Raw genomic sequence first — 25,644 nt, 5'->3', positions numbered from 1 at the left:
GGCGGCGCGCCATTGTGGTGCGCGATGTCGGCGCTGGTGCGCGGGCGGGCCTGTCGTTGGTGCGCGAGCCCTGCGACACGGCCCGCGCGGGCGCGCGCCCCGTTCCCTGGCATAAGTCTTGCGCGGCTTGGCAGGTCGTCCAGGCTTGCAGGAGGCCGCCGTGTCGATCCATGTCGCGCTGCACCATGTCACCCACTACCGCTACGACCGTGCGGTGAACCTCGGCCCGCAGCTGGTGCGCCTGCGCCCGGCGCCGCACAGCCGCACGCGCATCCTTTCCTACGGGCTGAAGGTCGAGCCGGGCGAGCACTTCGTCAACTGGCAGCAGGACCCGCAGGGCAACTACCTGGCGCGCCTGGTGTTCCCCGAGAAGACCCGCGAGCTCAGGGTGGAGGTGGATCTGGTCGCCGAGATGGCGGTGTTCAACCCCTTCGACTTCTTTCTCGAGCCTTATGCCGAGCGCATTCCCTTCGCCTACACCGAGGGCGAGCAGCGCGAGCTGGCGCCCTACCTGGTCAAGCTGGCGGCCACGCCGAAGTTCGCCGAGTACCTGGCCAGCATCGACCGCGCGCCCACGGCCAGCGTGGATTTTCTGGTGGCGCTGAACCAGCGGCTGTCCGGCGATATCCGCTACCTGATCCGTCTGGAACCGGGCGTGCAGACGCCCGAGCAGAGCCTGGAGAAGGCCTCCGGCTCCTGCCGCGACTCGGCCTGGCTGCTGGTGCAGCTGCTGCGCCACCTGGGCCTGGCGGCGCGCTTCGTCTCCGGCTACCTGATCCAGCTGACCGCCGACGTCAAAGCCCTCGACGGCCCCTCCGGCACCGACCAGGACTTCACCGACCTGCACGCCTGGTGCGAGGTGTACCTGCCCGGCGCCGGCTGGATCGGCCTCGATCCCACCAGCGGGCTGTTCGCCGGCGAGGGCCATATCCCGCTGGCCTGCAGCCCCGAGCCGTCCTCGGCGGCGCCGATTTCCGGCGCGCTGGACGAGTGCGAATGCGAGTTCGAGCACCAGATGCAGGTGGAGCGCATCTGGGAGGCGCCGCGGGTCAGCAAGCCCTACAGCGCGGCGCAGTGGCAGGCGATCGATGCCCTCGGCCGGCAGATCGACGAGGACCTGCAGCGCCACGACGTGCGCCTGACCATGGGCGGCGAGCCGACCTTCGTCGCCCTCGACTACCCCGACGACGAGGAGTGGAACACCGCCGCGCTGGGGCCGAACAAGCGGCGCCTGGCCGCCGAGCTGTTCCACCGCCTGCGCGCGCACTATGCGCCCAAGGCCCTGGTGCACTTCGGCCAGGGCAAGTGGTACCCGGGCGAGCAGCTGCCGCGCTGGTCGCTGAACTGTTTCTGGCGCCAGGACGGCGAGCCGATCTGGCACGAACCCAGGCTGCTGGCTGACGAAACGCGCGGCTACGGCGCCGACGCCGACACCGCCGCGCACTTTCTCGCGGCCCTGGCGGCGCGCCTGGATGTGGATGTCGAGTGCGTCTTCCCAGCCTACGAGGACTGGTTCTATTACCTGTGGCGCGAGCGCAAGCTGCCGGACAACGTCACCCCGGACGATTCGCGGCTGAGCGATGCGCTGGAGCGCGAGCGCCTGCGCAAGGTGTTCGACCAGGGCCTGGACCGCGTGGTCGGCCAGGTGCTGCCGCTGGCGCGGCGGGTGGACGGTGCCGGCTGGCAGAGCGGCCGCTGGTTCCTGCGCGACGAGCACTGCCGCCTGCTGCCGGGCGACTCGCCCTTAGGCTACCGCCTGCCGCTGGACTCGCTGCCCTGGGTCAGCCAGGCCGACTACCCCTATATCAACCCGGCCGATCCGGGCCAGCGCTTCGCCCCGCTGCCGAACCCGGCGCAGATCCAGCGCCAGCTGCGCGGCGTCTGGCGCGGCGCCGGCGGCAACGGCCAGGCGCCGCGCCCGGCGGTCGGCCAGTCGGCGCCCGGTATCGTGCGCACCGCGCTGTGCGCCGAGCCGCGCGAGGGGCGGCTGTATCTGTTTATGCCGCCGCTGGCGCACCTGGAGGAATACCTGGAGCTGGTCGCGGCGATCGAGGCGGTGGCCGCCGAACTCAACTGCCCGGTGCTGCTGGAGGGCTACGAGCCGCCGCAGGACCCGCGCCTGCAGTATTTCCGCGTCACCCCCGACCCCGGGGTGATCGAGGTCAATATCCACCCGGCGGCCAGCTGGAGCGAGCTGGTCGAGCGCGGCGAGTTTCTCTACGAGGCGGCACGGCAGTCACGCCTGAGTAGCGAGAAATTCATGCTCGACGGCCGCCACACCGGCACCGGCGGCGGCAACCACTTCGTCCTCGGCGGCGCCACGCCGGCGGACTCGCCCTTCCTGCGCCGCCCCGATCTGCTGCGCAGCCTGATCGGCTACTGGCACAACCACCCGTCGCTGTCCTACCTGTTTTCCGGCCTGTTTATCGGCCCGACCTCGCAGGCGCCGCGTGTGGATGAGGCGCGCAACGACGCTCTGTATGAGCTGGAGATCGCCTTCGCGCAGATGCCCGAGCCGGGTCGCGACTGTCCGCCCTGGCTGGTCGACCGGCTGCTGCGCAACCTGCTGGTGGACGTCACCGGCAATACTCACCGCGCCGAGTTCTGCATCGACAAGCTGTACTCGCCGGATTCGGCCAGCGGCCGCCTCGGTCTGCTCGAGCTGCGCGCCTTCGAGATGCCGCCGCACGCGCAGATGAGCCTGGCCCAGCAACTGCTGCTGCGCGCGCTGATCGCCCGCTTCTGGCAGGAGCCCTACCGCCCGGCCAGGCTGGTGCGCTGGGGCACCGAGCTGCACGACCGTTTCCTCCTGCCGCACTTCGTCGAGCAGGACTTCGCCGACGTGCTGCAGGAGCTGGGCGCTTTCGGCTATCGCCTGCGCGGCGAGTGGTTCGCCCCGCATTTCGAGTTCCGTTTCCCCAAGGCCGGCGACTTCGCCGTCAAGGGCATCGAGCTGGAGCTGCGCCAGGCGCTGGAGCCCTGGCACGTGCTGGGTGAGGAGGGCGCCAGCGGCGGCACCGTGCGCTACGTCGACTCGTCGCTGGAGCGCATGCAGGTCAAGCTCGGCGGCATGGCGCCGGATCGCTACGTGCTGACCTGCAACGGCGTGCCGGTGCCGCTGCGGCCCACCGGCAAGGTCGGCGAGTTCGTCGGCGGCGTGCGCTTTCGCGCCTGGCAGCCGGCCAGCTGCCTGCAGCCGACCATCGGCGTGCACGCGCCGCTGGTGTTCGACCTGATCGACACCTGGATGCAGCGCTCGCTGGGCGGTTGCCAGTACCATGTGGCCCATCCCGGCGGGCGCAACTACGACAGCCTGCCGGTCAACGCCTACGAGGCCGAGAGCCGGCGCCTGGCGCGCTTCTTCCGCCTCGGCCACAGCCCGGGCAAGCGCCCGGCCCTGCAGCCGATCGACAATAATGAACTGCCGATGACCCTGGATTTGCGCCGCGCCTGACGCCCCTCTCCCATTCATAGGAGAGGGGCCGGGGGAGAGGGCGGCCACGGCAAAGCCCCTCTCCCCAACCCTCTCCCGCAAGCGGGAGAGGGGGCGCAAAGCCTTACTGCCCTGCCACTGCCGAGCCTGCCATGCCCGACCTGCTAGCCGACTACCCGCCGCCCGCCGGCGCCTACCACGAACTGCTCGACGCCCAGGGCAAGGTGCGCCCGTACTGGCGCCGGCTGTTCGAGCAGCTCTCGCGCAGCCGCCCGGAACAGCTGGCGCAGCGCGAGGCCATGCTGGCGCGGCAGATCCAGGAAAACGGCGTGACCTACAACGTCTACGCCGACCCCGACGGCGCCGACCGCCCCTGGGAGCTGGACCTGCTGCCCAACCTGATCCCGGCCGAGGAGTGGCAGCAGATCGCCGCCGGCGTGGCCCAGCGCGCGACGCTGCTCAACCGCGTGCTGGCCGATATCTACGGCCCGCAGAAGCTGATCGCCGACGGCCTGCTGCCGGCCGAACTGGTGTTCGGCCACAACAACTTCCTCTGGCCCTGCCAGGGCCTGCAGGTGCCCGGCGGCACCTGGCTGCACCTCTATGCGGTGGACCTGGCGCGTGCGCCGGACGGACGCTGGTGGGTCACCGCCGACCGCACCCAGGCGCCGTCGGGCGCCGGCTACGCGCTGGAGAACCGGCAGATCGTCTCGCGCGCCTTCCCCGAGCTGTACCGCGATCTGCGCGTGCAGTACCTGGCCGGCTTCTTCCGCACCCTGCAGGACAGCCTGGCGCGCCAGGCGCCGAGCGCCGGCGAGACGCCGCTGGTGGTGCTGCTGACCCCCGGGCGCTTCAACGAGAGCTATTTCGAGCACCTGTACCTGGCGCGCCAGCTCGGCTACCCGCTGGTCGAGGGCAGCGACCTGACCGTGCGCGACGCCACCCTCTACCTCAAGACCCTGGCCGGCCTGCGCCGGGTGCACGCGGTGCTGCGCCGCCTCGACGACGATTACTGCGACCCGCTGGAGCTGCGCACCGACTCGGCCCTCGGCGTGCCCGGCCTGCTCGAGGCGGTGCGCCGCGGCCGGGTGCTGGTGGCCAATGCCCTGGGCAGCGGCGTGCTGGAGTCGCCCGGCCTGCCGGGCTTTCTGCCCGCCATCAGCGAGCAGCTGCTGGGCGAGGAACTGCTGTTGCCGTCCATCGCCAGCTGGTGGTGCGGCGAGCCGCCGGTGCTGGACGAGGCGCTGGAAAAACTCGAGCAGCTGCTGGTGCGCCCGGCCTTCCCCTCGCAGAGCTTCGCCCCGCTGTTCGGCCGCGATCTGGACGCCGCGCAGCGCGCCGCCCTGGCCGAACGGCTCAAGGCGCGCCCCTACGCCTACGTCGCCCAGGCGCGCGCCCAGCTGTCGCAGGCGCCGGTCTGGGACGGCCGCGGCCTGCAGCCGCGCGCCATCGGCATGCGTGTGTTCGCCGTGGCCAGCGCCGACGGCTACCGGGTGATGCCCGGCGGCCTGACCCGGGTGGCCGCCGACGCCGACGCCGAGGTGGTGTCGATGCAGCGCGGCGGCGCGAGTAAGGACACCTGGGTGCTCGGCGCGCGGCAGAGCGGCGGCGAACCCTGGCAGTGGCTGCGCCCGCTGGGCAGCGCCGACCTGGTGCGCAGCGACCCCTTCCTGCCCTCGCGGGTGGTGGAGAACCTGTTCTGGTTCGGCCGTTACGGCGAGCGTTGCGAGGGCAGCGCGCGCCTGCTGCGCATCCTGCTGGCGCGCTACGTCGACGATGACGACGACCCGCAGGCGCTGCACAGCGCCCTGGCCCTGGCGCAGCAGCTGGGCCTGCTGGCCGAGGCACAGACCGGCGAACTGGAGGCGCGCCTGCTGCAGGCGCTGCTCGGCGCCGACTGGCCGGCCAGCCTGCGCGCCAACCTGCAGCGCCTGCAGTGGGCCGCCGGCAGCGTGCGCGGCAAGCTGTCCCAGGCCAACTGGCAGGCGCTGGTCGAGCTGCAGCGCGAGGCGCAGGCGCTGGAAGGCCAGCCGGCCGACTTCGGCGAGCTGCTGGATTTCCTCAACCGCCTGCTGATGTCGCTGGCGGCGCTGTCCGGCTTCGCCCTCGACGACATGACCCGCGACGACGGCTGGCGCTTTCTCATGCTCGGCCGCTGCATCGAGCGCCTGCAGTTTCTCTGCGACGCCTTCGCCGGCTTCCTGCGCAGCGGCGCCGCCACCGACCAGTCGGCGCTGGAATGGCTGCTGGAGCTGGGCAACAGCAGCATCACCTACCGCACCCGCTACCTGGCATCGGCGCAGCTGATCCCGGTGCTCGACCTGCTGCTGCTGGACGAACAGAACCCGCATGCGGTGATCTTCCAGCTGCGCACGCTGCTGCGTTCGCTGCAGCGCCTCGACGAGCGCTTCGAACTGCCGGCGCAGCTGCCGCTGCAGGAACTGGAGGCGCAGCTGGCCGGCTTCGACCTGGCCAGCCTGGAGAACTCCTTGTTCGGTCCCGGCAGCATTCGCGCCGTGCTCGAAGGCCTGGCCGATCTGCTCGCCGCCATCAGCCAGGCCGCCGGCACGGTCTCCGATCAGCTCGGCCTGCGCTTCTTCGTCCATGTCGACGCCAGCCAGCGGACGCAATCCTCATGAGCAGCGCGCTGTACCAGATTCTCCACGACACCCATTACCGCTACTCGGCGCCGGTCTCGCTGGCCCAGCAGCTGGCGCACCTGTGGCCGCGCGACTGCCCCTGGCAGCGCTGCCACGAGCGCGAGCTGCGCATCGCGCCGCAGCCCTGCCAGCGCCGCGACGGCCTGGATGTGTTCGGCAATCCGCTGACCCGCCTGGTGTTCGAGCGCCCGCATCAGGCACTCAGCGTCGGCGCGCGGCTGCGCGTCGAGGTGCTGGCGCGCGCGCCGCTGGAGCTGCACGACTCGCCCGCCTGGGAGGCCGCCTGCGCGGCGCTCAGCTACAGCGGCCAGGCGCTGGCGCCGGCGCTGCTGGAGGCGGCGCGCTACCGTTTCGAGTCGCCCTACGTGCGCCTCAAGCAGGCCTTCGTCGACTACGCCGCCGACTGCTTCGTCGCCGGCCGGCCGCTGCTGCAGGCCGGCCAGGCGCTGATGGAGAAGATCTTCCGCGAGTTCAGCTTCGATGCCGGCGCCACCCAGGTGACCACCCCGCTGCTGCAGGTGCTGGAGGAGCGCCGCGGCGTGTGCCAGGACTTCGCCCACCTGATGCTCGCCTGCCTGCGCTCGCGCGGCCTGGCGGCGCGCTATGTCAGCGGCTACCTGCTGACCCAGCCGCCGCCCGGCCAGCCGCGACTGATCGGCGCCGACGCCTCGCACGCCTGGGTGTCGCTGTACTGCCCGCGCCAGGGCTGGGTGGATTTCGATCCGACCAACAACCTGCGTCCGGCGCTGGAGCACATCACCCTGGCCTGGGGCCGCGATTTCGCCGACGTCTCGCCGCTGCGCGGGGTGATCCTGGGCGGCGGCAGCCACGATCCGGAGGTGCAGGTGACGGTACTGCCGCTGGACGCCTGAGAACGACGCGGGCGGCTCTGCCACGGTGCCGGCGCGCCGTTGGTCGGCTGCCTGGCGGCCGGCCGGGGCGCTGCTAGCGTTGAGGGGGTTACCCCTCATCTTGGAGCACCGCCATGGACGAAACCTCGCAACTGGTTAGCGCCGGCACGGAAAAACTCACCGCCCTCTACGACCTGGTCGTGCAATACGGCGCGGCCTTCGCCATCAAGATCCTCTCCGCCATCGCCTTCTGGGTCATCGGCCGCTGGCTGATCGGCGTCGCCGTCGGCCTGGTGCAGAAGGCCCTGAGCCAGCAGAAGGTCGACCCGACCGTGCTGCGCTACGTCGGCAACTTCATCTCGGTGACCCTCAACATCATCCTGGTGATCGGCATCCTCGGTTACTTCGGCGTGCAGACCACCAGCCTGGCGGCGCTGATCGCCGCGGTCGGCCTGGCCATCGGCATGGCCTGGTCGGGGCTGCTGGCCAACCTCGCCGCCGGCGGCTTCATCATCGTCCTGCGGCCGTTCAAGGTCGGCGACTTCATCAGCGCCGGCGGGGTGGTCGGTACGGTCACCGAGATCGGCCTGTTCGTCACCGCGATCAACACCCCGGACAACGTGCTGACCCTGGTCGGCAACAACAAGATCTTCTCCGACAACATCCAGAACTTCACCCACAACCCCTTCCGCCGCGTCGAGCTCAAGGCGCAGTTGTCCGGTGCCGCCGACTGGAAGGCCGCCGCCGCCTTGCTCAAGGAGCGGGTCGGCGCGATCGCCAACGTGCTCGCCGAGCCGGCGGTGGACGTGGAAATCCTCGAGTTCAATCTGGTCGGGCCGGTGCTGGCGGTGCGCCCTTACTGCCACAACGACCATTACTGGCAGGTGTATTTCGACACCAACAAGACCATCAAGGACGCCCTCGGCGAGGGCGGTTTCCCGGCGCCGATGCCGGCGCAGACGGTGATCATGCAGCAGGCCGGCTAGCCCGCGGGGCGCGGCGAGTTGTGCACGGAATCTGTGGGTAAGTCTGTACACAAGTTCTGCAGCAAAGCCGCCGCGCCAGGCGCCATCGGCCCTGCGCGGGGCTGTTCAGCTTTTCGCCAGGGCCGCCCTTGGCGGCTTCGCTCGGGGTAAAACTTCAACGAATCCGAAGACTTGCAAGCAGTGCCGGGAGGCGTGGGCGGACTCCGCCAGGCGGCTCGCGGTTATCCCCGGAAAGCGTGGAGCAAGCTGTGGATAAGCTTGGGGGAAGTCGGGCCAGACGGCGCCGGGCAAGGGCTGCCGGCGCCTGCTCGGCAAATGATCGGTCAGGCCGTTTTGGTCGGCCGTACGGCTTGCCACAGACGCGCGCCAAGGCTCGCCAGCGGCAGGGCGAGGAGGCCGGCGAGGATGCCGAGCAGCGCATTGAGCAGGGTCGGGGTCAGCGCGGCGAGCAGCGGGCCGGCCGCGCCCAGCGTGGCGGCGCCCTGCGCCATCTGCTGCACCCAGGCCTCCACCGGCGGCAGGCCGTGGACCAGGATGCCGCCGCCGACCATGAACATGGCGGCGGTGCCCAGGACCGACAGGCTCTTCATCAGCCAGGGCGCCAGGCGCAGGATGCCGCGTCCCAGCGCCTGGGCGGCGCGGCTGGCGCGCTGGCTGAGGTAGAGGCCGGCGTCGTCCAGCTTGACGATGGCGGCGACCAGGCCGTAGACGCCGACGGTCATCAGCACGGCGATGCCGCTGAGTACCGCCACCTGCTTGGCGAAGCTGGCGGCGGCGACGGTGCCGAGGGTGATGGCGATGATCTCGGCGGAGAGGATGAAGTCGGTGCGCACCGCGCCACGGATCTTGTCGCGCTCGAAGGCGACCAGGTCGACCTGCGGGTCGGCCACCGCCTCCAGCAGTTCCTGCTGCTGGGCCTGCGCCTGCGGCTTGTGCAGCAGCTTGTGCGCCAGCTTCTCGCAGCCCTCGTAGCAGAGGAACAGGCCGCCGAACATCAGCAGCGGCACCACCGCCCAGGGCGCGAAGGCGCTGATCAGCAGGGCCGCCGGCACCAGGATCAGCTTGTTCTTGAACGAGCCCTTGGCCACCGCCCAGACCACCGGCAGCTCGCGCTCGGCGCGCACGCCCGTGACCTGCTGGGCATTCAGGGCGAGGTCGTCGCCGAGCACGCCGGCGGTCTTCTTCGCGGCGACCTTGGTCATCACCGCGACGTCGTCGAGTACCGCGGCGATATCGTCGAGCAGGGCGAGCAGGCTGGTTCCGGCCATGGGGCAATCCTTGAGGGGAGGGAATGAGCGGCGCCTATCATCGCGCCAGCGTCGGGTCTTGCCCAGTGCCCGGGCCGTGCCGGCCGTCTCCGACGGCGGTGCTCAGTCGAGACGGCTCCCGCCGGTGCTGCCGCTGGCGCCGCAGGCATAGGCGGCGAGGAGGCTGCGTAACAGGCTGTGCAGGGGCATGGCGTTTCTCCCGTGTGCTCCAGGGGTGGCTAGGCTGGAGTCTAGACGCGTTCGCCGGCGCCTCCGGTTGATTGTCTGGATGGGGGCGATAGCCGCGCTCTTGCCGTTGGGCCTCGCTGCGCTCAGCGCCAGCCCACGGCAGGGGAGGCCGCAGGTTGGGCTGAGGAGCCCGCGACGAAGCCCAACGAAGCCAGCCTTACAACAGCTCGGCCAGGGTCATGCCGGACAGCCCGAGCAGGGCCAGGCCGCAGGCCAGGTAGGTGAGGCGGTGCCAGAGCCGCGAGGCGGCGCGGCGGAACCAGTCCACCAGGCCGGCGCAGATAAAGCACCAGAGCAGCGAGGAGAGCATGAAGCCGGCGAAGAACAGCGCCAGGTGGGTGGGCGTCGGCTCGGCCACGCCGATGGCGGCCATGGCGCCGCCCATGGCCGCCCAGTACACCAGGTTCTGCGGATTGGTCAGCGACAGCGCGGCGCCGGCGGCGAAGGCGCTGCCGCCGCGGCCCTGGCCGTCGCCGCCGGGTTGCGGCGGCTGGTGCGCGTCGCGCAGCGACTGGTAGCCGAGCCAGGCCAGGTACAGGGCGCTGGCCAGGGTCAGCGGGTAGCGCACCTCGGCGCTGCCGAGCAGCAGGGCCAGGCCGGTGAGGCCGAGCGCGGCCCAGGTGGCGTCGCCCACCAGCGAGCCGATCTGCACCAGCAGGGCCGGGCGGTAGCCGTCGCGCAGGCCGCGCCGGAGGGTTTCGCTGAACACCGCGCCGGGCGCGGCGTTGAACACGAAGCCGAGGAGCATGGCGGCGAGAAAGAAGCTGAACATGACGAATCCTTGCGAAGGGAGGCTTGCTGGTGTTTAGCAGATGGCGTGCCAGGCCATCGCAAAAAAGTTTTCCACGGCTGCTGTGGGCATTTCTGTGGATAAGCTGAGGATGGTGGCCCGGCGCGCCGATTCTGCGCCCTCTACAGGCTGTCGGTGGAATTCTGAGCAGGAGGGTTTTTCCTTTGTACACAACCACTTGACAGTGATTGGGGAATATAGCGGGGTGGTCGCGCAGTTGTCCCCGGGTTCTGTGGGGCGATCTGTGGATAAGCTGAGAGCGCTTGTTTGCAGGCCACGGATAGCGCGGCTTGCAGGGCGTTGTACGGTTTTTGAGCGGCGCTGCCGGTTGCTTGCAAGCGCCCGGGTAACGCGGGTTTTGTCCAGTCCTTTCCACAGCGCTCGAGTGCATCGGCGCAGTTATCCCGGGAAACTGTGGAGGTTTCTGTGAATAAGCTGCGGGCGGCTGTCGCCAGCCCGCCAGGGCCGCGGGGTGGCATGGCCTGGCGAATAAATCGCCAGGCCGGCTGCGCCCTATGGGCGGCGCCTCAGTCGGGCAACGCGCCGAGCTGGGTGGAGCGGCCCAGCAGCTGCAGGGCGCGATCCGGGTAGTCGGTGATCAGGCCGCCGGCGCCCATCTCCAGCAGGCGACGCATGGCCGGCTGTTCGTTGATGGTCCACAGCTGCACGTGCAGGCCGCGGCTCTGGGCGTTGCGCAGCAGGCGCGGGGTGGCCAGGGTCAGGCCGCTGTGCCGCTGGGGAATCTGCAGGGCCTGGTAGGACGGCGACAGCAGGTCGCTCAGGCCCAGCCAGTTGAGCGCCAGCAGCAGGCGCACCGAGACCGGCCCGGCGGAGGTGGCCACCTCCGGGCAGACCTCGCGAAAGCGCTTGAGGCTGCGTTCGTGGAAGCTGCCGACTATCACCCGGTCGAGCTGGTCGTAGCTGGCCAGGGTCTCGCACAGCAGGGCTTCCATGCCGACGTCCGCCACCTTGATCTCGACCACCTTGGGCACCAGCGGGAAGCGTTCCAGCACCTCTGCGAAACTGGCGATGCGCGTGCCCTGGCCGCGGTAGGGATGGCTCTGGCCGCCGTCGGCGCTCCAGTGGTAGCCGGCGTCCAGGGCCTGCAGCTCGGCCAGGCTGTAGTGGGCGACCGGGCCCTGGCCATTGGTGGTGCGCTCCAGGGTGTCGTCGTGGATCACCACCAGTTCGGCGTCCTGGCTCAGGTGCAAGTCCATCTCCAGCATGTCGACGCCCAGGGCCACGGCGCGCTCGAAGGCGAACAGGGTGTTCTCCGGCCACAGCCCCTTGCCGCCGCGGTGGGCGATCACCAGCGGGCGCTGGCCGAGGTCGGCGAGCACCTCGGGCACGGCGGCCGGGCGGCTGGTCAGCGCCAGCACCAGCAGGGCCACGGCGAGCAGCAGCAGGGGGGCGAGCAGGAAGCGGGCGAAGCGCAACATGGGCTGGGGTCTCGAAACCGGTTCAGGGCTTTGTGCCCCAGCGGCGGGGGTGTTGGCAAGTGCAGCAGGGCGAAGCCGGCAGCGCCGTCCCCTCTTCCCGCGGGCAGAGGGGGCTCGCTAGCCCGGATGCAATCCGGGAGCTGTTTCGGGCGAGCTGTGCTCAGCTTGCCAGCAGCCACACCCCGGCCAGTGCCGAGACGGCGCCGGTCAGGCGCACCAGCGGCGCGGCAGCCTGCGGCAGCAGGCGCACCAGGGCGTAGCCGCAGCCGTGCAGGGCGGCGGTGGCGACGACGAAGCCGGCGGCATAGCCGAACGGGCTGGCCAGCGCCGGCAGCTCCAGGCCGTGGGCGACGCCGTGGGTCAGGGCGAACAGGGCGGTGAGGGCGATGGACAGGGCCATCGGCAGGCGCACGGCCACCGCCACCAGCAGGCCGAAGGCCAGTACCGAGCCGGCGATGCCGGTTTCCATCAGCGGGATGGCCACGCCGGCAAAACCGAGCAGACCGCCGAACAGCATGCTGGCGACGAAGGTGGCCGGCAGCGCCCAGCGCGCCGCACCGCTCTGCTGCGCGGCCCACAGGCCGACGGCGAGCATCGCCAGGAGGTGATCGAGGCCCAGCAGCGGGTGCGCCAGGCCGGCCAGCACGCCGGAGTGGTCGTGGCCGGCGTGGGCGAAGGCCAGGCCCGGGGTGCAGAACAGGGCGAGGGCATAGAGGGTTTTGCGCAGATTCATGTGGATCTCCTTGAGGTGGAATCAGGCCGCCGTGAGCATGCCCTGGCGTTCGATAAAGGCGATGATCTCGTCGAGGCCCTGGCCGATTTTCTGGTTGCTGAAGACGAAGGGCTTGTCGCCGCGCATCTTCAGGGTGTCGCGCTGCATCACCTCCAGCGAGGCGCCGACCAGCGGCGCCAGGTCGACCTTGTTGATCACCAAGAGGTCGGACTTGCAGATGCCCGGGCCGCCCTTGCGCGGCAGCTTGTCGCCGGCGGAGACGTCGATCACGTACAGGGTCAGGTCGGACAGCTCCGGGCTGAAGGTGGCCGAGAGGTTGTCGCCGCCGGATTCAACGATGATCAGGTCGAGGCCGGGGAAACGCCGGTTGAGCTGCTCCACCGCCTCCAGGTTGATCGAGGCGTCCTCGCGGATCGCTGTGTGCGGGCAGCCGCCGGTTTCCACGCCGATGATGCGCTCGGGCTCCAGGGCCTCGTTGCGCACCAGGAACTGGGCGTCTTCCTGGGTGTAGATGTCGTTGGTGACCACGGCGATGTTGTAGCGCTCGCGCAGGGCGCGGCACAGGGCCAGGGTCAGGGCGGTCTTGCCGGAACCGACCGGGCCGCCGATGCCGACGCGCAGGGGTTGGCTGTTCATCTGTTGTTCCTCGTCAGGAGCGGAAGAGACGCGAGTACTGGCGCTCGTGCGCCATGCTCGCCAGGGCCAGGCCGAAGGCGGCACTGCCCCAGTGTTCGGGGGTTAGGGTTTCGGCCTGGCGTTGCGCCGCCTCGAGCTGCGGCAGCAGGCTACTGGTCAGGCGCTGGGCGGCCTGCTGGCCCAGCGGCAGGGTCTTCATCAGCACCGCCAGCTGGTTTTCCAGCCAGCCCCAGAGCCAGGCGGCCAGGGCCTCGTCGGGGGCGATGCGCCAGGCACGCGCGGCCAGCGCCCAGGCCAGGGCCAGGCCCGGCTCGCGCTGCCCGGCGAGGAAGGCGCGCGCCGCGTCGTCCAGCTCCGGCAGGCCGTCGAGCAGTTGCCGCAGCGAATAGCCCATCTGCCGGCTTTCCAGCGCCAGTTCGCGGGTTTCGCGGCTGGCGCGGTGCCGCTCGGCCAATGCCTGCAGCTGCCCCCAGTCGCCGTCCTGCGCGGCTTGGCAGTGGGCCAGCAGCAGCGGCGCCTCGAAGCGGGCGAGGTTGAGCGCGAGCTGATCGGCCAGCCAGCGTTCGGCGCCATCGGCATCGGTGATCAGGCCACTGTCCACCGCCCATTCCAGGCCCTGGGAGTAGCTGTAGCCGCCGATCGGCAGCTGCGGGCTGGCCAGGCGCAGCAGGGCCCAGGCCGGGTTCATGGCGCAACCTTGGTGCGCACGGCGCACCCCAGGCGAAATGGCGCGTTCGGGGTCACGTGCGCCCCCCGAACTGGTGCAGGCGCGGGCCGTAGTTGAACTCGGCGTCGCCCTGGTGCGAATGATGGTGGCCGCCGCCATAGGCGCCCTGTTCCGGCTGGTAGGGCGCCTCCACGGCTTCGACCGTTGCGCCGAGCTGTTCGAGCATGGCCTTGAGCACGTAGTCGTCGGGCAGGCGCAGCCAGCCGTCGCCCAGTTGCAGGGCGACGTGGCGGTTGCCCAGGTGATAGGCGGCGCGCATCAGCTCGAAGGGGCTGGCGCAGGTCACGTGCAGCAGCGGCTCGGGCCTGGCCCGCACGCGCACCACGCGGCCGTCCTCGGCCTGCAGGCAGTCGCCGTCGGCCAGCGCCGGCTGGCCGCGTTCGAGAAACAGGCCGACCTCCTCGCCCGCGGTGGTGAAGCAGCGCAGGCGGCTCTTGCTGCGCGCCTCGAAGCTCAGCTGCAGTTCGGCGTCGGGGGCCTGCTGCGGCGCGATTCGGCGGTGGATCACCAGCATATGCATCGATTCCGGAAAGGGGATGCCCGGAAATAGTGCAAGGGCCTTGCCAAGGCGCCGCCAGGCCGCATTGCTGTGGGTTGTGGATAACTTGGCGAGGCAGTCAGGTTTTATTTGGTGCATGCCGGGCTGGGCGTGCACCTTGGTGGTGCGCTCAGCCGGCGGGTTTGCCCAGGCCCTGCCAGTGCTTGCCGCCGATCATCACGAAGCGCAGTTGCTGGATGATCTTGGCTTCGGCGCTGAGGTGCGCCGGCAGGTTGTCCGCCGGCGGGTCGATGAGTTCCGGCAGGGTGGCGAACACGGTTTTCACCACCAGGTCGGAGACCACCTCGCGCGCCGCGTCGTCGAGGTGCGGCATGCGGTTCATCAGCTTGAGGTCGGCGGCCAGGTCGCCGGTGATGCGCTCGCGCAGCGCGGCGATGGCCTGGCGCACCGGCTGCGAGCCGCCGTACTGCTCGCGGGCGAGGAACAGGAACTGGGCGCGGTTGGCCGCCACCTCGGCGAGGAAGATGCGCACCGAGGCGTCGATCATTCCGCGTACCTCGAACTCGTGGCGGCGCACGCGGCGAATGGCGGCGCGGAAGGTCTCACCGACCTCCGCCACCAGGGCCAGGCCGAGCTCATCCATGTCGGCGAAGTGGCGGTAGAAACCGGTGGGCACTATGCCGGCGACCCGGGTGACTTCGCGCAGGCTCAGGCTGCCGAAACCACGCCCGCTCTCCATCAGGCTCAGGGCGGCGTCCATCAGGGCCTGGCGGGTCTGCTGCTTCTGTTCGGCACGTGGCGTCATGCGGGGTCTGGGTCGGTGAGCGATGCCGCACTCTAGCAAATGCGCGCGGCGAGCGTCGAACCAGGATGGTGCGGGCGTTTAAGTGTACAAGTGTTGACTGAACTGGGCGGCGTCTGGCAGCCTTGTGCACAACTGTTCACTGGAACTGCATCGATGGCCCTGATTCCCCTGTCCCTGGCGCGCCGCCTGGCCCGCCCGCTGCAGCCGCTGTGCGCGCTGTGCGCCGGCGGCTGGCTGCGCGAGGCGGACGTCGACTGCTGGCTGCGCCTGCTGCACCCGGCGCTGCGCCTGAACCGGGTGTGCGCCCGGGTCGATGCGCGCCAGTGGGTCGCCGACGACATGCTCGCCCTGCGCCTGCGCTGCAACGGCAACGCCCGCGGCTGGCGCGCCGGCCAGCATGTGCAGCTGTACCTGGCGCAGGACGGCGTGCGCCATGGGCGCAGCTACAGCCTGACAGCGGTGGCGGCGGACGGGCGTGTCGAGCTGGCGATCAAGCGTCAGCCGGGCGGACGCCTGTCCAGCCTGCTGCTGGAGCGCGTCGAGGTCGGCCAGGTGCTGGAGCTGGGCGAGGCCTTTGGCGAGCTGCGCTGGCCGGCGGATGGCCGGCCGGTGCTGCTGCTGGCCGCCGGCAGTGGCATCACGCCGCTGCTCGGGCTGCTGCGCGAGGCGCTGGCGCGCGGCTACGCGGCGCCGGTGACGCTGCTGCACCAGGTGCGCCGCCGTGCCCAGCGCGCATTCGTCGACGAGCTGCAGACGCTGGCCGCCCGCCACCCGAATCTGCAGCTGCGCTGGGCGCTTAGCGGCGAGCCGGCGCTGCCGGGGGAGTTCGCCGGTCGACTGAGCGATGAGCGCCTGGCCGAGCTGCCCGGCGAGCATCTGCTGGTCTGCGGCCCGCGTGGCTTCGTCGAGCAGGCGCAGGCCGGGTGGCAGGCGGCGGGGCGCGGCGCCAGCCTGCAGTGGGAAAGCTTCAGTCCGCCGGCGCCGCTCGACGGCACCGGCACGGTGCGCCTGGGCTTTGCCCGCAGTCGTCAGCAGGCCGCCGGCAACACTGGCCAGAGCCTGCTGGAGCAGGCCGAGGCCAACGGCCTGCGGCCGGCCCATGGCTGTCGCCAGGGCATCTGCGCCAGTTGCACCTGCACCCTGCTCGCCGGCGAGGTGCGCGACCTGCGCAGCGGCGCGCTGTTCGCCGAGCCGGGGCAGCCCATTCGTCTATGCATCAGCGCCCCCCATGGGGATGTGGAGATCGACCTGTGAACAACCGCCCCGACCGCGAACTGAGTCCGGCCGAGCTGCAGGCCTTCGGCGCCGAACTGGACGCCCTGCGCCGGCGTACCCTGGGCGATCTGAGCGAGGCGGATGCGCGCTATATCCGCCGGGTGCGCGGCGCCGTGCGCCTGTGCTGCTGGAGCGGGCGCGCGCTGCTGATGTTCGGCTGGTTTCCGCCGACCTGGCTGCTTGGCAGCCTGCTGCTGGGCCTGGGCAAGATCCTCGAGAACATGGAGCTGGGCCACAACGTCATGCACGGCCAGTACGACTGGATGAACGACCCGGAATTCGCCGGTCGCCAGTACGAGTGGGACATAGTCGGCCCGGCCGATTTCTGGCGGCACACCCATAATCACGTCCATCACAGCTACACCAATGTGCTGGGCATGGACGACGACGTCGGTTACGGCGTGGTGCGGCTGTTTCCCGAGCAGCGCTGGAAGCCTTTCTACCGCTGGCAGCCGCTGTGGGTGACGATCCAGGCGCTGCTGTTCCAGTACGCTGTGGCCATCCAGCATCTGCGCCTGGACCAGCTGCTCAAGGGCCGTATCGGCCAGGACGAGGTGCGCCCGCTGGCGCGCCGCTTCGGCGCCAAGCTGGCGCGCCAGTGGGGCAAGGACTACCTGGCGTTTCCGCTGCTGGCCTTGCTGCTCGGCGCCAATGCCCTGGCCGTGCTGGCGGGCAATCTGCTGGCCAACCTGCTGCGCAACCTGTGGACCTTCCTGGTGATCTTCTGCGGCCACTTCACCGAGCAGGCGGCGGTGTTTGCGCCGGCGGTGCTGCAGGGCGAGACGCGTGGCCACTGGTACCTGCGCCAGCTGCGCGGCTCGAGCAACCTGAGCGGCGGGCCGCTGCTGCATATTCTCACCGGCAACCTCAGCCACCAGATCGAGCACCACCTGTTCCCCGACCTGCCGGCACGGCGCTATGCCGAACTGGCGCGCGAGGTGCGCCAGATCGCCGCGCGCTATGGCCAGCATTACAACTGCGGCAGCCTGTGGGCTCAGTTCGGGACCGTGCTGCGGCGCATCTGGATCTACCGTTTGCCCGCTGCAGGAAGGGCGTGACTCGCCATTTGCGCGCGTGGTTTGCGCGAAAGGGCATAAAAAAGCCCGGCATGCGCCGGGCTTGGGGGGTGTTGCGATAGGGCTCAGGCCGTGCGCCCGCGTTGCTCGATCAGACGATCGGCGCCGCCTTCGGCCAACTGCACGCGTTGGGCGCCCGGGGTGCGCTCGTAGCCGCCTTCTACCAGCTGGATGCGCTGGCTGCCGGGGGTGCGGTCAGAGCCGTCCTCGGCCAGTTGGATGCGCTGGCTGCCGGGGGTGCGGTCAGAGCCGTCCTCGGCCAGTTGGATGCGCTGGCTGCCGGGGGTGCGGTCGGAGCCGTCTTCGGCCAGTTGGATGCGTTGGGCGCCGGGGGTGCGGTCGGAGCCGTCTTCGGCCAGTTGGATGCGTTGGGCGCCGGGGGTGCGGTCGGAGCCGTCTTCGGCCAGTTGGATACGTTGGGCGCCCGGCGTGCGCTCGGCACCGTTCTCGGCCAGCGGCGCGATGGGTTGCTGTTGCACTTGGCTGTCCTTGGCTTCGCCCACCAGAGGGAAGGGCGCGCTGCTCGGCGCGGCGAAAACGCTGGTGGTCAGCAGGCTAAGGGCCAGGGCGGCGAGGGTCAGTTGGCTTTTCATGTCGATGTCTCCGTAGGGAGTGATAAGTGACTTCGGGGCCAATTGTTCGGGACATGCGCGCAGATAAGAACTTGACTGGCCTGATAGTGACCATCGACCCTGTTGATGCAGGCTGAAAAGGCTCTGCAACGCGGCTTTCAGCTCGTGTCCAAGGCCTTGCCAGGAGGTTTTGCAGGGGGGGGCGGCGCGCGCTCGTCGGGTCGCATCCTCGGCCTGCCGCGCGTATGCTTGGCGCCCCTTGCGCGGGCCGCTTCCGGTTGACGCGATTTTCTGGAGGCAGGTGCACCCATGCTCGCGGTACAGGCGATTCTGCCGATCTTCGCCCTGATCGTTCTCGGCTATCTGTTGGGCTGGCGCCAGTGGCTCACCAGCGAGTCGGCGGCCGGCCTGGCCAATATCACCTTCAAGCTGTTCATGCCGACGCTGCTGTTCGCCGGCATCGCCAAGGCGTCGCTGGCCGAGGGCCTGTCGCCGATGCTGCTGCTGGCCTACTACCTGCCGGTGCTGCTGGTGTTCGCCGCGGTCAACGCGCTGGCCCACTGGCGCCGCGGCACGGCGTCGCCGCTGGGGCTGGTGGCGGCCTTCTCCAACAACGTGCTGGTGGGCATTCCGCTGATCGCCAGCCTGATGGGCAACGACGGTCTGCTCTACGTCTTCGCCATCCTGGTGTTCCACAGCCTTACGCTGTTTTCCCTGCACAGCTTCTACGCCGCCTTCGGTAGTCAGGAGCGGGTCGACGGCCGCGCGCTGCTGAACAACCTGGCCAACCCGATGATCATCGGCCTGGCGCTCGGCGCCTTGCTCAACCTGTCCGGGCTGGTGGTGCCGGAGAGCCTGTGGCGGGCGGTGACCTGGCTGGGCCAGGCCGCCTTGCCCTGCGCGCTGATCGTGCTCGGCGCCAGCCTGTCGCGCTACCGCTTGCGCCCCACCGGCGAGGCCTGGGGCGTGGCGCTGGCCAAGCTGGCGCTGTTCCCGGCGCTGGTCTGGTGGCTCAGCGGCCAGCTGCCGGGGCTGAACGACACGGCGCGCACGGTGCTGGTGCTGCTCGCCGCCTGCCCCAGCGGGGTCAACGTGATGGCCTTTGCCCGCAACGCCGAGGACAGCCGCAGCGTCAGCGCGGCGATTTCGCTGTCGACCCTGCTGGCGGCGATCAGCTTGCCGCTGTGGATGCTGGCGGTGGGCTTCTGATAACCGGCGGCTGTGTGCCGATCATGGCCAGATGCCCCCGGAATAGGAACCGGCGCGCACCGCCTCGGTGCTCGCCGCCTTCCTGGCGCGCTGCGGCTCTAGCCCGGTAGTTTTCAAGCCGTTGATTTTGTTCGGGGAAGGGCGCGGCCAGGGTGGCTGGCGCGTTTCCTGCTATGGCCAGGCGGGGCGGTTGGCTTTGGCGAATCTTCGTCTAGGCTGACGAGATAACGAACAAAAAAGCAGGAAACTGCATGCGCAAGGGCATTCGAGCTTTCGTCCGGGTCGTGGACGCATTCAACCGGAGGGTCGGGCGTTTCGCCATGTACCTGATCTTCGCCATGCTGGCGGTGCTGCTGTATTCCTCGATCAGCAAGACCTTCTTCACCCCCTCGATCTGGACCCTGGAAAGCGCCCAGTTCCTCATGGTCGCCTACTTCCTGCTCGGCGGCGCCTACTCGATGCAGCTCGACGCCCACGTACGCATGGACCTGGCCTACAGCCACTGGTCGCCGCGCACCCGCGCCGTGGTCGATGCGATCACCGTGTTCATGCTGATCTTCTACCTGGTGCTGCTGCTGATCGGCGGCATCTCCTCCACCGAATACGCCCTGGAATACCAGGAAACCAGCTACTCGGCCTGGTCCCCCTATATGGCGCCGATCAAACTGGTGATGTGCTTCGGCATCTTGCTGATGTTGCTGCAGGCCATCGCCACCTTCTTCAAGGACCTCTACGCGGCCCGCGGGGAGACGCTGTGATGAGCTACGAGCTGATCGCACTGTTGATGTTCTCCTCGATGATGCTGCTGCTGCTCACCGGCAAGCGCGTGTTCGGCGCCATCGGCTTCGTCGCCGCCGCCGCGGCGCTGCTGCTGTGGGGCGACGGCGGCTCGGAGATGGCCTTCAGCGCGGCGATGAAACTGATGAAGTGGTACCCGCTGCTGACCCTGCCGATGTTCGTGTTCATGGGCTACATGCTCTCCGAGTCCGGCCTGGCCGAAGACCTGTACAAGATGTTCCACGTGTGGATGGGGCCGCTGCCGGGCGGGCTGGCCATCGGCACCATCGGCCTGATGGTGGTGATCTCGGCGATGAACGGGCTGAGCGTGGCCGGCATGGCCATCGGCGCCAGCATCGCCCTGCCCGAGCTGCTGCGCCGCGGCTACGACAAGATCATGGTCACCGGGGTGATCCAGGCCGGCAGCTCGCTGGGCATCCTCATTCCGCCCAGCGTGGTGCTGGTGCTGTACGGCATGATCGCCCGGCAGCCGGTCGGCCAGCTGTGGCTGGCCGGGGCCATTCCCGGCCTGCTGATGGCTTGCCTGTTCGTGCTCTATATCGTCGTGCGCTGCCGTCTGCAGCCACAGCTCGGCCCGCCCCTGGCCGAGGCCGAGCGGCTGCAGGTCAGCCGCCGGGAAAAGCTGTTGCTGCTGCGCGCCGGGCTGGCGCCACTGTTCATCTTCTTCGCCATGACCGGGCTGTTCCTGCTGGGCTACACCAGCCTGGTGGAAAGCTCCGCGGTGGGTGCCGCCGCGGCCATGCTGATGGCGCTGGTCAAGCGCCGGCTGAACCGCCAGGTGCTGGAGGAGACGCTGCGCAAGACCCTGGCCATCAGCTGCATGTTCATGTGGATCATCCTCGCTGCGCTGTGTTTCGGCGCGGTGTTCGACGGTCTCGGCGCGGTGCGGGCGATCGAGACCTTCTTCGTCGACAGCCTGCACCTGGGGCCCTGGCAGATCCTCATCATGATGCAGCTGTCGTTCATCATCATGGGCATGTTCCTCGACGACACTGCCATGCTGGTCATAGTCGCGCCGCTCTACATCCCGCTGGTCGGCGCGCTGGGCTTCGACCTGGTGTGGTACGGCGTGCTCTACACCATCACCTGCCAGATCGCCTACATGACCCCGCCGTTCGGCTACAACCTGTTCCTCATGCGCGCCATGGCCCCGCCCGAGGTGAGCCTGCGCGACATCTACGTTTCGGTCACCCCCTTCGTGCTGGTGATGGTCCTGACCCTGATCCTGGTGATGGTTTTCCCGCAGCTGGCGCTGTGGTTGCCGCAGCTGCACTACGGCGGCTGAGCTTCGGAAATCGGCGCGCCTGGCGCGCCAGCAGTCGAGCCGGCGCCTGCCGGTCACTGGCAAGGCCGCTGCGGCTGCGGCGGCAATGAGCGGTTGTATTGCATCTGCATCGACACTATTGGAGAGAACAGCATGAGTACGAGACGCGATTTCCTGAAAACCGCCGCGGTCGGCACCGCCGCCCTGGGTTCGGCGCACATCTACGCGCAGGAGCCGAAGAAGATCACCTGGCGCCTGCAGACCTACGCCGGCCCGGCGCTGGCCGAGCACGTGATCAAGCCGTCGATCGACGCCTTCAACAAGGCCGCCAACGGCCAGATGGAGATCCAGCTGTACTTCGCCGACCAGCTGGTACCCACCGGCGAGCTGTTCCGCGCCATGCAGCGCGGCACCATCGACGCGGTGCAGAGCGACGACGACTCCATCGCTGCGCCGGTGGACGTCTCGGTGTTCGGCGGCTACTTCCCCTTCGCCACCCGCTACAGCCTCGACGTGCCGGTGCTGTTCGAGCAGTACGGCCTCAACGACATCTGGGCCGAGGCCTACGGCGAGGTCAAGGGCGTCACCTGGCTCGGCGCTGGCGCCTGGGACCCCTGCCACTTCGCCACGGTGCAGCCGATCACCAAGCTCGACGACCTCAAGGGCAAGCGCATCTTCACCTTCCCCACCGCCGGCAAGTTCCTCGCCCGCTTCGGCGTGATCCCGGTGACCCTGCCCTGGGAAGACGTCGAGGTGGCGGTGCAGACCGGTGAGCTGGACGGCATCGCCTGGTCCGGCATCACCGAGGACTACACCGTCGGCTGGGCCAACGTCACCAAGTACTTCCTCACCAACAACATCTCCGGCGCCTGGATCGGTTCCTACTTCGCCAACTCGGACAAGTGGGCCGAGGTGCCCGAACACCTCAAGACCCTGTTCAAGCTGTGCATGGACAGCTCCAACTACTACCGTCAGCACTGGTACTGGGGCGGCGAGGCGCAGCTGCGCGTGGAGGGCGGCAAGCTGCAGCTGACCTCCATCCCGGCCGAGGAGTGGGCCACGGTGGAGGCCGAGGCGCTGAAGTTCTGGGACGAGATCGCCAAGACCAGCCCGCGCTGCGCCAAGGTGGTGGACATCTTCAAGAAGTACAATGCGCTGATGGCCAAGGCGGGAGCGCCTTATCGCGGTTGAATCCGGCGGCTGTCAGGTGAGGCCATGCGCCCGTACCGCGAGGTACGGGCGCGGTTTTTTATGGCGCCGCCCGCTGCCCTGTGTAGGTGTCGCGGGGTCGCCCACGAACCGCAGTCGCCGCAAGGTCATCGCCAGTCGTCCTGAGGCCCTTGCGCCGCCCCCGCAGATTTTTCCCGCCCCAGCCCTGCCAGCCCGGCAATCCTGTACCACACTCAATGGGCCTGAAACGGACGCTGTGAGAGGCGTCGCGCTGTGCCCATGCGCCGCCGGCCTAGGCGGTCATGGCTGCCCAGCCGCTCGCCCAGCCCGCCCGCCATAACAACAAGACACAGGGGTTAGCATGTTCAAACCACGGGATGTAAAGACCCTGGGCGATGCCCGGCGCATCGTCGAGGAGCGTGGCCTGAGCCACGTGAAAGTCGGCCTGTTCGACAACGATGGGGTGATGCGCGGCAAGTACATGAGCCGCAGCAAGTTCTTCTCCGCCCTGGAGCACGGCTTCGCCTTCTGCGACGTGGTGCTCGGCTGGGACGTCAAGGACCAGCTCTACGACAACGCCCAGTACACCGGCTGGCACACCGGCTACCCCGACGCGCCGGTGCGCATCCTGCCGCACACCTGCCGCGAGATTCCCTTCGAGAACGGCATGCTGCTGTTTCTCGCCGAATTCGACCAGCAGGCCGAGGCGGTGTGCCCGCGCGGCACCCTGCGGCGGGTGGTCGAGCGCTGCCAGGCCATGGGCTTCGAGCCCTATGCGGCGCTGGAGTACGAGTTCTTCATGTTCGACGAGACGCCGGAGTCGGCGCGGGCCAAGGGCTTTCGCGACCTCAAACCCTTCACCCCGGACTGGTTCGGCTACTCGATGATCCGTAACTCGGTGCATGCCGAGCTCTACCACCAGATCCTCGAGATGGGCGAGAGCATGGATTTTCCCATCGAGGGCCTGCACACCGAGACCGGGCCCGGCGTGCTGGAGGCGGCCATCGCCTATGACCGCGCCGAGGCGGCGGCGGACAAGGGCGCGCTGTTCAAGACCTTCATGAAGGTGCTGGCCCAGCGCAACGGCCTGATGGCTACGTTCATGGCCAAGTGGTCGGGCAAGTACCCGGGGCAGAGCGGGCATATCCACGTCTCGCTGCGCGACCGCGCGAGCGACAAGTCGGCCTTCTACGACCCCAGCCAGGCGCACAACATGAGCAAGCTGCAGCGGCATTTCCTCGCCGGCCAGCAGCGCCTGATGCCGGAATTCCTGTGCATGGTGGCGCCGACGCTGAACAGCTACCGGCGTCTGATTCCCGGGTTCTGGGCGCCCACCGACGCCACCTGGGGCGTGGAGAACCGCACCGCGGCGCTGCGGGTGATACCCGGCAGCGACAAGTCGCAGCGCCAGGAGTACCGCCTCGGCGCGGCCGACGGCAACCCCTTCCTGGCGCTGTCGGTGGCCATCGGCTCGGGGCTGTACGGGATCATGCAGGAGTGGGAGCCGACCGCGCCGGTCAGCGGCAACGCCTATGCGGTCAAGCATCCCGAGGAGCTGGCGCTGCCGCGCACCCTGTGGGATGCGGCGCAGCGCCTGAAGGCCTCGCAGGCCGCGCGCGAGCTGTTCGGCGACGCCTTCGTCGAGCACTTCGCCGCCAGCCGCGAATGGGAAGAGCGCGAGTACCGCCGCCATGTCAGCGACTGGGAGCTGGATCGCTACTTCGAAATCATCTGATTCCCCATTCCCCCAGCCTGGATGCAATCCGGGGCGCTGTTGCCGAGTGTCCCCGGCATGCATCCAGGCCATGCGGGCAGGTTTCTGGAGCACCTTATGAGCAAGCTGCAATGCATTTCTCCCATCGACGGCTCGGTCTACGTCGAGCGTCGTCTGGCCTCCAATCCCGAGATCCAGGCCGCGCTGGCCCGGGCCGAGCTGGCGCAGCAGACCTGGAAACGCACGCCGCTGCGTGAGCGCATCGCCATCGGCCGGCGCGCCATCGCCGCCTTCGCCGCACGCGAGGCGCAGCTGGCCGAGGAACTGTGCTGGATGATGGGGCGGCCGATCCGTTACGCCGCCGGCGAGATCCGCGGTTTCGTCGAGCGCGCCAGCCATATGGCCGATATCGCCGAGGGTTCGCTGGCCGACATTCGCCTGCCGGACAAGCCCGGCTTCACCCGCTTTATCCGCCGCGAGCCGCTGGGCGTGGCGCTGGTCATCGCACCCTGGAACTACCCCTACCTGACCGCGGTGAATGCGGTGCTGCCGGCGCTGCTGGCGGGCAACGCGGTGCTGCTCAAGCACTCGGCGCAGACCCCGCTGTGCGCCGAGCGCATGGTCGAGGCCTTCGCCGAGGCCGGCCTGCCCGAAGGCGTGTTCCAGTACCTGCACCTGAGCCACGGCGACACCGAGGCGCTGATCCAGGCGCCGAGCATCGCCCACGTCGCCTTCACCGGCTCGGTGCCGGGCGGGGCCATGGTCGAGCGGGCGGCGGCCGGGCGCTTTATCAGCGTCGGCCTGGAGCTGGGCGGCAAGGATCCGGCCTACGTGCGCGCCGACGCCGACCTGGCGCATGCGGTGGAAACCGCCATCGATGGCGCCTTCTTCAACTCCGGCCAGTCGTGCTGCGGCATCGAACGCATCTATGTGCACGAGTCGCTCTACGACGCCTTCGTCGAACGCGCCGTGGCGCTGGTGCGCCAGTACCGCCTGGGCCGTTCGGACGACCCGGAAACCACCCTCGGTCCGCTGGTGCGCAGCGACGCCGCCGACTTCGTCCGTGGCCAGATCGCCGAGGCGGTCGCCCAGGGCGCCAGGGCGCATATCGACCCGGCCGAGTTCCCCCTGGATGCCCCGGGCACGCCCTATCTGGCGCCGCAGGTGCTGACCGGGGTGCACCACGGCATGCGGGTGATGACCGAGGAATCCTTCGGCCCGGTGGTGGGTATCCAGAAGGTCGCCAGCGACGAGGAGGCGCTGGCGCTGATGAACGACAGCGAGTTCGGCCTGACCGCGGCGATCTTCAGCCGCGACGTCGACGCCGCCCTGGCCCTGGCCGAGCGGGTGGAGGCCGGCACGGTGTTTCTCAACCGCTGCGACTACCTCGACCCCGGCCTGGCCTGGACCGGGGTGAAGCACTCCGGGCGCGGCTGCACCCTGTCGCGGGTCGGCTACGAGCAGTTGACCCGGCCGAAATCCTTCCACTTCAAGACTCAGCTGTGAGGCGC

The 25,644-nt window shown here is 69.4% G+C and carries 21 protein-coding genes; 12 read left to right on the top strand and 9 right to left on the bottom strand.

All coding sequences use genetic code 11. The features are described 5' to 3' along the window. Positions 1–160 precede the first annotated feature (160 nt). The 4 genes from EA796_RS14735 to EA796_RS14720 all read left to right on the top strand — a co-directional run bounded on the left by EA796_RS14735 (position 161) and on the right by EA796_RS14720 (position 7,930). Positions 161–3,454 (top strand): DUF2126 domain-containing protein, encoded by a 3,294-nt coding sequence (locus tag EA796_RS14735; protein ID WP_122109139.1) that lies wholly within the window; start codon positions 161–163, stop codon positions 3,452–3,454. Between the two features lie 131 nt (positions 3,455–3,585). Further along, positions 3,586–6,072, top strand: a complete 2,487-nt coding sequence (locus EA796_RS14730) for a circularly permuted type 2 ATP-grasp protein (protein WP_122109138.1) — start codon at positions 3,586–3,588, stop codon at positions 6,070–6,072. Beyond that, positions 6,069–6,965, top strand: a complete 897-nt coding sequence (locus tag EA796_RS14725) for a transglutaminase family protein (RefSeq protein ID WP_122109137.1) — start codon at positions 6,069–6,071, stop codon at positions 6,963–6,965. The genes EA796_RS14730 and EA796_RS14725 overlap by 4 nt, the downstream gene beginning before the upstream one ends. A 113-nt stretch (positions 6,966–7,078) precedes the next feature. Beyond that, positions 7,079–7,930, top strand: coding sequence for a mechanosensitive ion channel family protein (locus EA796_RS14720; protein WP_021445282.1), 852 nt, complete (start codon positions 7,079–7,081; stop codon positions 7,928–7,930). A 323-nt stretch (positions 7,931–8,253) separates the two neighbouring features. On the opposite strand, the gene EA796_RS14715 is transcribed toward EA796_RS14720, so the two are convergent. The 8 genes from EA796_RS14715 to EA796_RS14680 form a co-directional block, all read right to left on the bottom strand. Next, positions 8,254–9,198: a DUF808 domain-containing protein gene (locus EA796_RS14715; RefSeq protein WP_122109136.1), complete on the bottom strand. Its 945-nt coding sequence runs from the start codon at positions 9,196–9,198 to the stop codon at positions 8,254–8,256. 385 nt (positions 9,199–9,583) lie between these two features. Further along, positions 9,584–10,198: a LysE family transporter gene (locus EA796_RS14710; protein WP_122109135.1), complete on the bottom strand. Its 615-nt coding sequence runs from the start codon at positions 10,196–10,198 to the stop codon at positions 9,584–9,586. A gap of 545 nt (positions 10,199–10,743) precedes the next feature. Next, complete coding sequence (locus EA796_RS14705; RefSeq protein ID WP_122109134.1) at positions 10,744–11,655, bottom strand: glycerophosphodiester phosphodiesterase; 912 nt, start codon at positions 11,653–11,655, stop codon at positions 10,744–10,746. Positions 11,656–11,815: 160 nt separating this feature from the next. After that, positions 11,816–12,388: a HupE/UreJ family protein gene (locus EA796_RS14700; RefSeq protein ID WP_122109133.1), complete on the bottom strand. Its 573-nt coding sequence runs from the start codon at positions 12,386–12,388 to the stop codon at positions 11,816–11,818. A 21-nt stretch (positions 12,389–12,409) separates the two neighbouring features. Next, a complete protein-coding gene (ureG, locus tag EA796_RS14695) occupies positions 12,410–13,024 on the bottom strand; it encodes an urease accessory protein UreG (protein WP_021445446.1) in 615 nt (204 codons plus the stop codon). Between the two features lie 13 nt (positions 13,025–13,037). Then, a complete protein-coding gene (locus EA796_RS14690; protein ID WP_122109132.1) occupies positions 13,038–13,712 on the bottom strand; it encodes an urease accessory protein UreF in 675 nt (224 codons plus the stop codon). Between the two features lie 52 nt (positions 13,713–13,764). Beyond that, on the bottom strand, positions 13,765–14,265 hold the full coding sequence (ureE, locus tag EA796_RS14685) for an urease accessory protein UreE (protein ID WP_122109131.1): 501 nt from the start codon (positions 14,263–14,265) through the stop codon (positions 13,765–13,767). A gap of 154 nt (positions 14,266–14,419) precedes the next feature. Beyond that, positions 14,420–15,055, bottom strand: coding sequence for a TetR family transcriptional regulator (locus EA796_RS14680; protein ID WP_021445183.1), 636 nt, complete (start codon positions 15,053–15,055; stop codon positions 14,420–14,422). 153 nt (positions 15,056–15,208) lie between these two features. Here EA796_RS14680 and EA796_RS14675 point away from each other — a divergent pair, with 153 nt between their 5' ends. Both EA796_RS14675 and EA796_RS14670 read left to right on the top strand, forming a co-directional pair. Then, positions 15,209–16,309 (top strand): ferredoxin reductase, encoded by a 1,101-nt coding sequence (locus tag EA796_RS14675; RefSeq protein WP_122109130.1) that lies wholly within the window; start codon positions 15,209–15,211, stop codon positions 16,307–16,309. Next, positions 16,306–17,388: a fatty acid desaturase gene (locus EA796_RS14670; protein WP_122109129.1), complete on the top strand. Its 1,083-nt coding sequence runs from the start codon at positions 16,306–16,308 to the stop codon at positions 17,386–17,388. Before EA796_RS14675 ends, EA796_RS14670 begins: the two co-directional genes overlap by 4 nt. A gap of 83 nt (positions 17,389–17,471) precedes the next feature. Here EA796_RS14670 and EA796_RS14665 read toward each other — a convergent pair whose 3' ends face one another. Further along, on the bottom strand, positions 17,472–17,999 hold the full coding sequence (locus EA796_RS14665; RefSeq protein WP_122109128.1) for a hypothetical protein: 528 nt from the start codon (positions 17,997–17,999) through the stop codon (positions 17,472–17,474). Positions 18,000–18,287: 288 nt separating this feature from the next. Here EA796_RS14665 and EA796_RS14660 point away from each other — a divergent pair, with 288 nt between their 5' ends. From EA796_RS14660 to EA796_RS14635, 6 genes are all read left to right on the top strand, one after another. After that, positions 18,288–19,187, top strand: coding sequence for an AEC family transporter (locus EA796_RS14660; protein WP_122109127.1), 900 nt, complete (start codon positions 18,288–18,290; stop codon positions 19,185–19,187). 251 nt (positions 19,188–19,438) lie between these two features. Continuing rightward, positions 19,439–19,945: a TRAP transporter small permease subunit gene (locus EA796_RS14655; RefSeq protein WP_122109126.1), complete on the top strand. Its 507-nt coding sequence runs from the start codon at positions 19,439–19,441 to the stop codon at positions 19,943–19,945. Then, on the top strand, positions 19,945–21,270 hold the full coding sequence (locus tag EA796_RS14650) for a TRAP transporter large permease subunit (protein WP_021441905.1): 1,326 nt from the start codon (positions 19,945–19,947) through the stop codon (positions 21,268–21,270). Before EA796_RS14655 ends, EA796_RS14650 begins: the two co-directional genes overlap by 1 nt. Before the next feature lie 132 nt (positions 21,271–21,402). Continuing rightward, entirely contained in the window at positions 21,403–22,440 is a 1,038-nt protein-coding gene (locus EA796_RS14645; RefSeq protein ID WP_021441904.1) for a TRAP transporter substrate-binding protein, read from the top strand. A gap of 340 nt (positions 22,441–22,780) precedes the next feature. Next, entirely contained in the window at positions 22,781–24,154 is a 1,374-nt protein-coding gene (locus EA796_RS14640; RefSeq protein WP_122109125.1) for a glutamine synthetase family protein, read from the top strand. A 96-nt stretch (positions 24,155–24,250) separates the two neighbouring features. Beyond that, complete coding sequence (locus EA796_RS14635; RefSeq protein ID WP_122109124.1) at positions 24,251–25,639, top strand: aldehyde dehydrogenase family protein; 1,389 nt, start codon at positions 24,251–24,253, stop codon at positions 25,637–25,639. The last annotated feature ends 5 nt before the right edge of the window (positions 25,640–25,644 follow it).

The organism is Pseudomonas sp. AOB-7 (assembly GCF_003696305.1).
Taxonomy (GTDB): domain Bacteria; phylum Pseudomonadota; class Gammaproteobacteria; order Pseudomonadales; family Pseudomonadaceae; genus Aquipseudomonas.
Note: the sequence above shows the minus strand (reverse complement) of the source record. Positions and strands in the feature narration are given on the sequence as shown.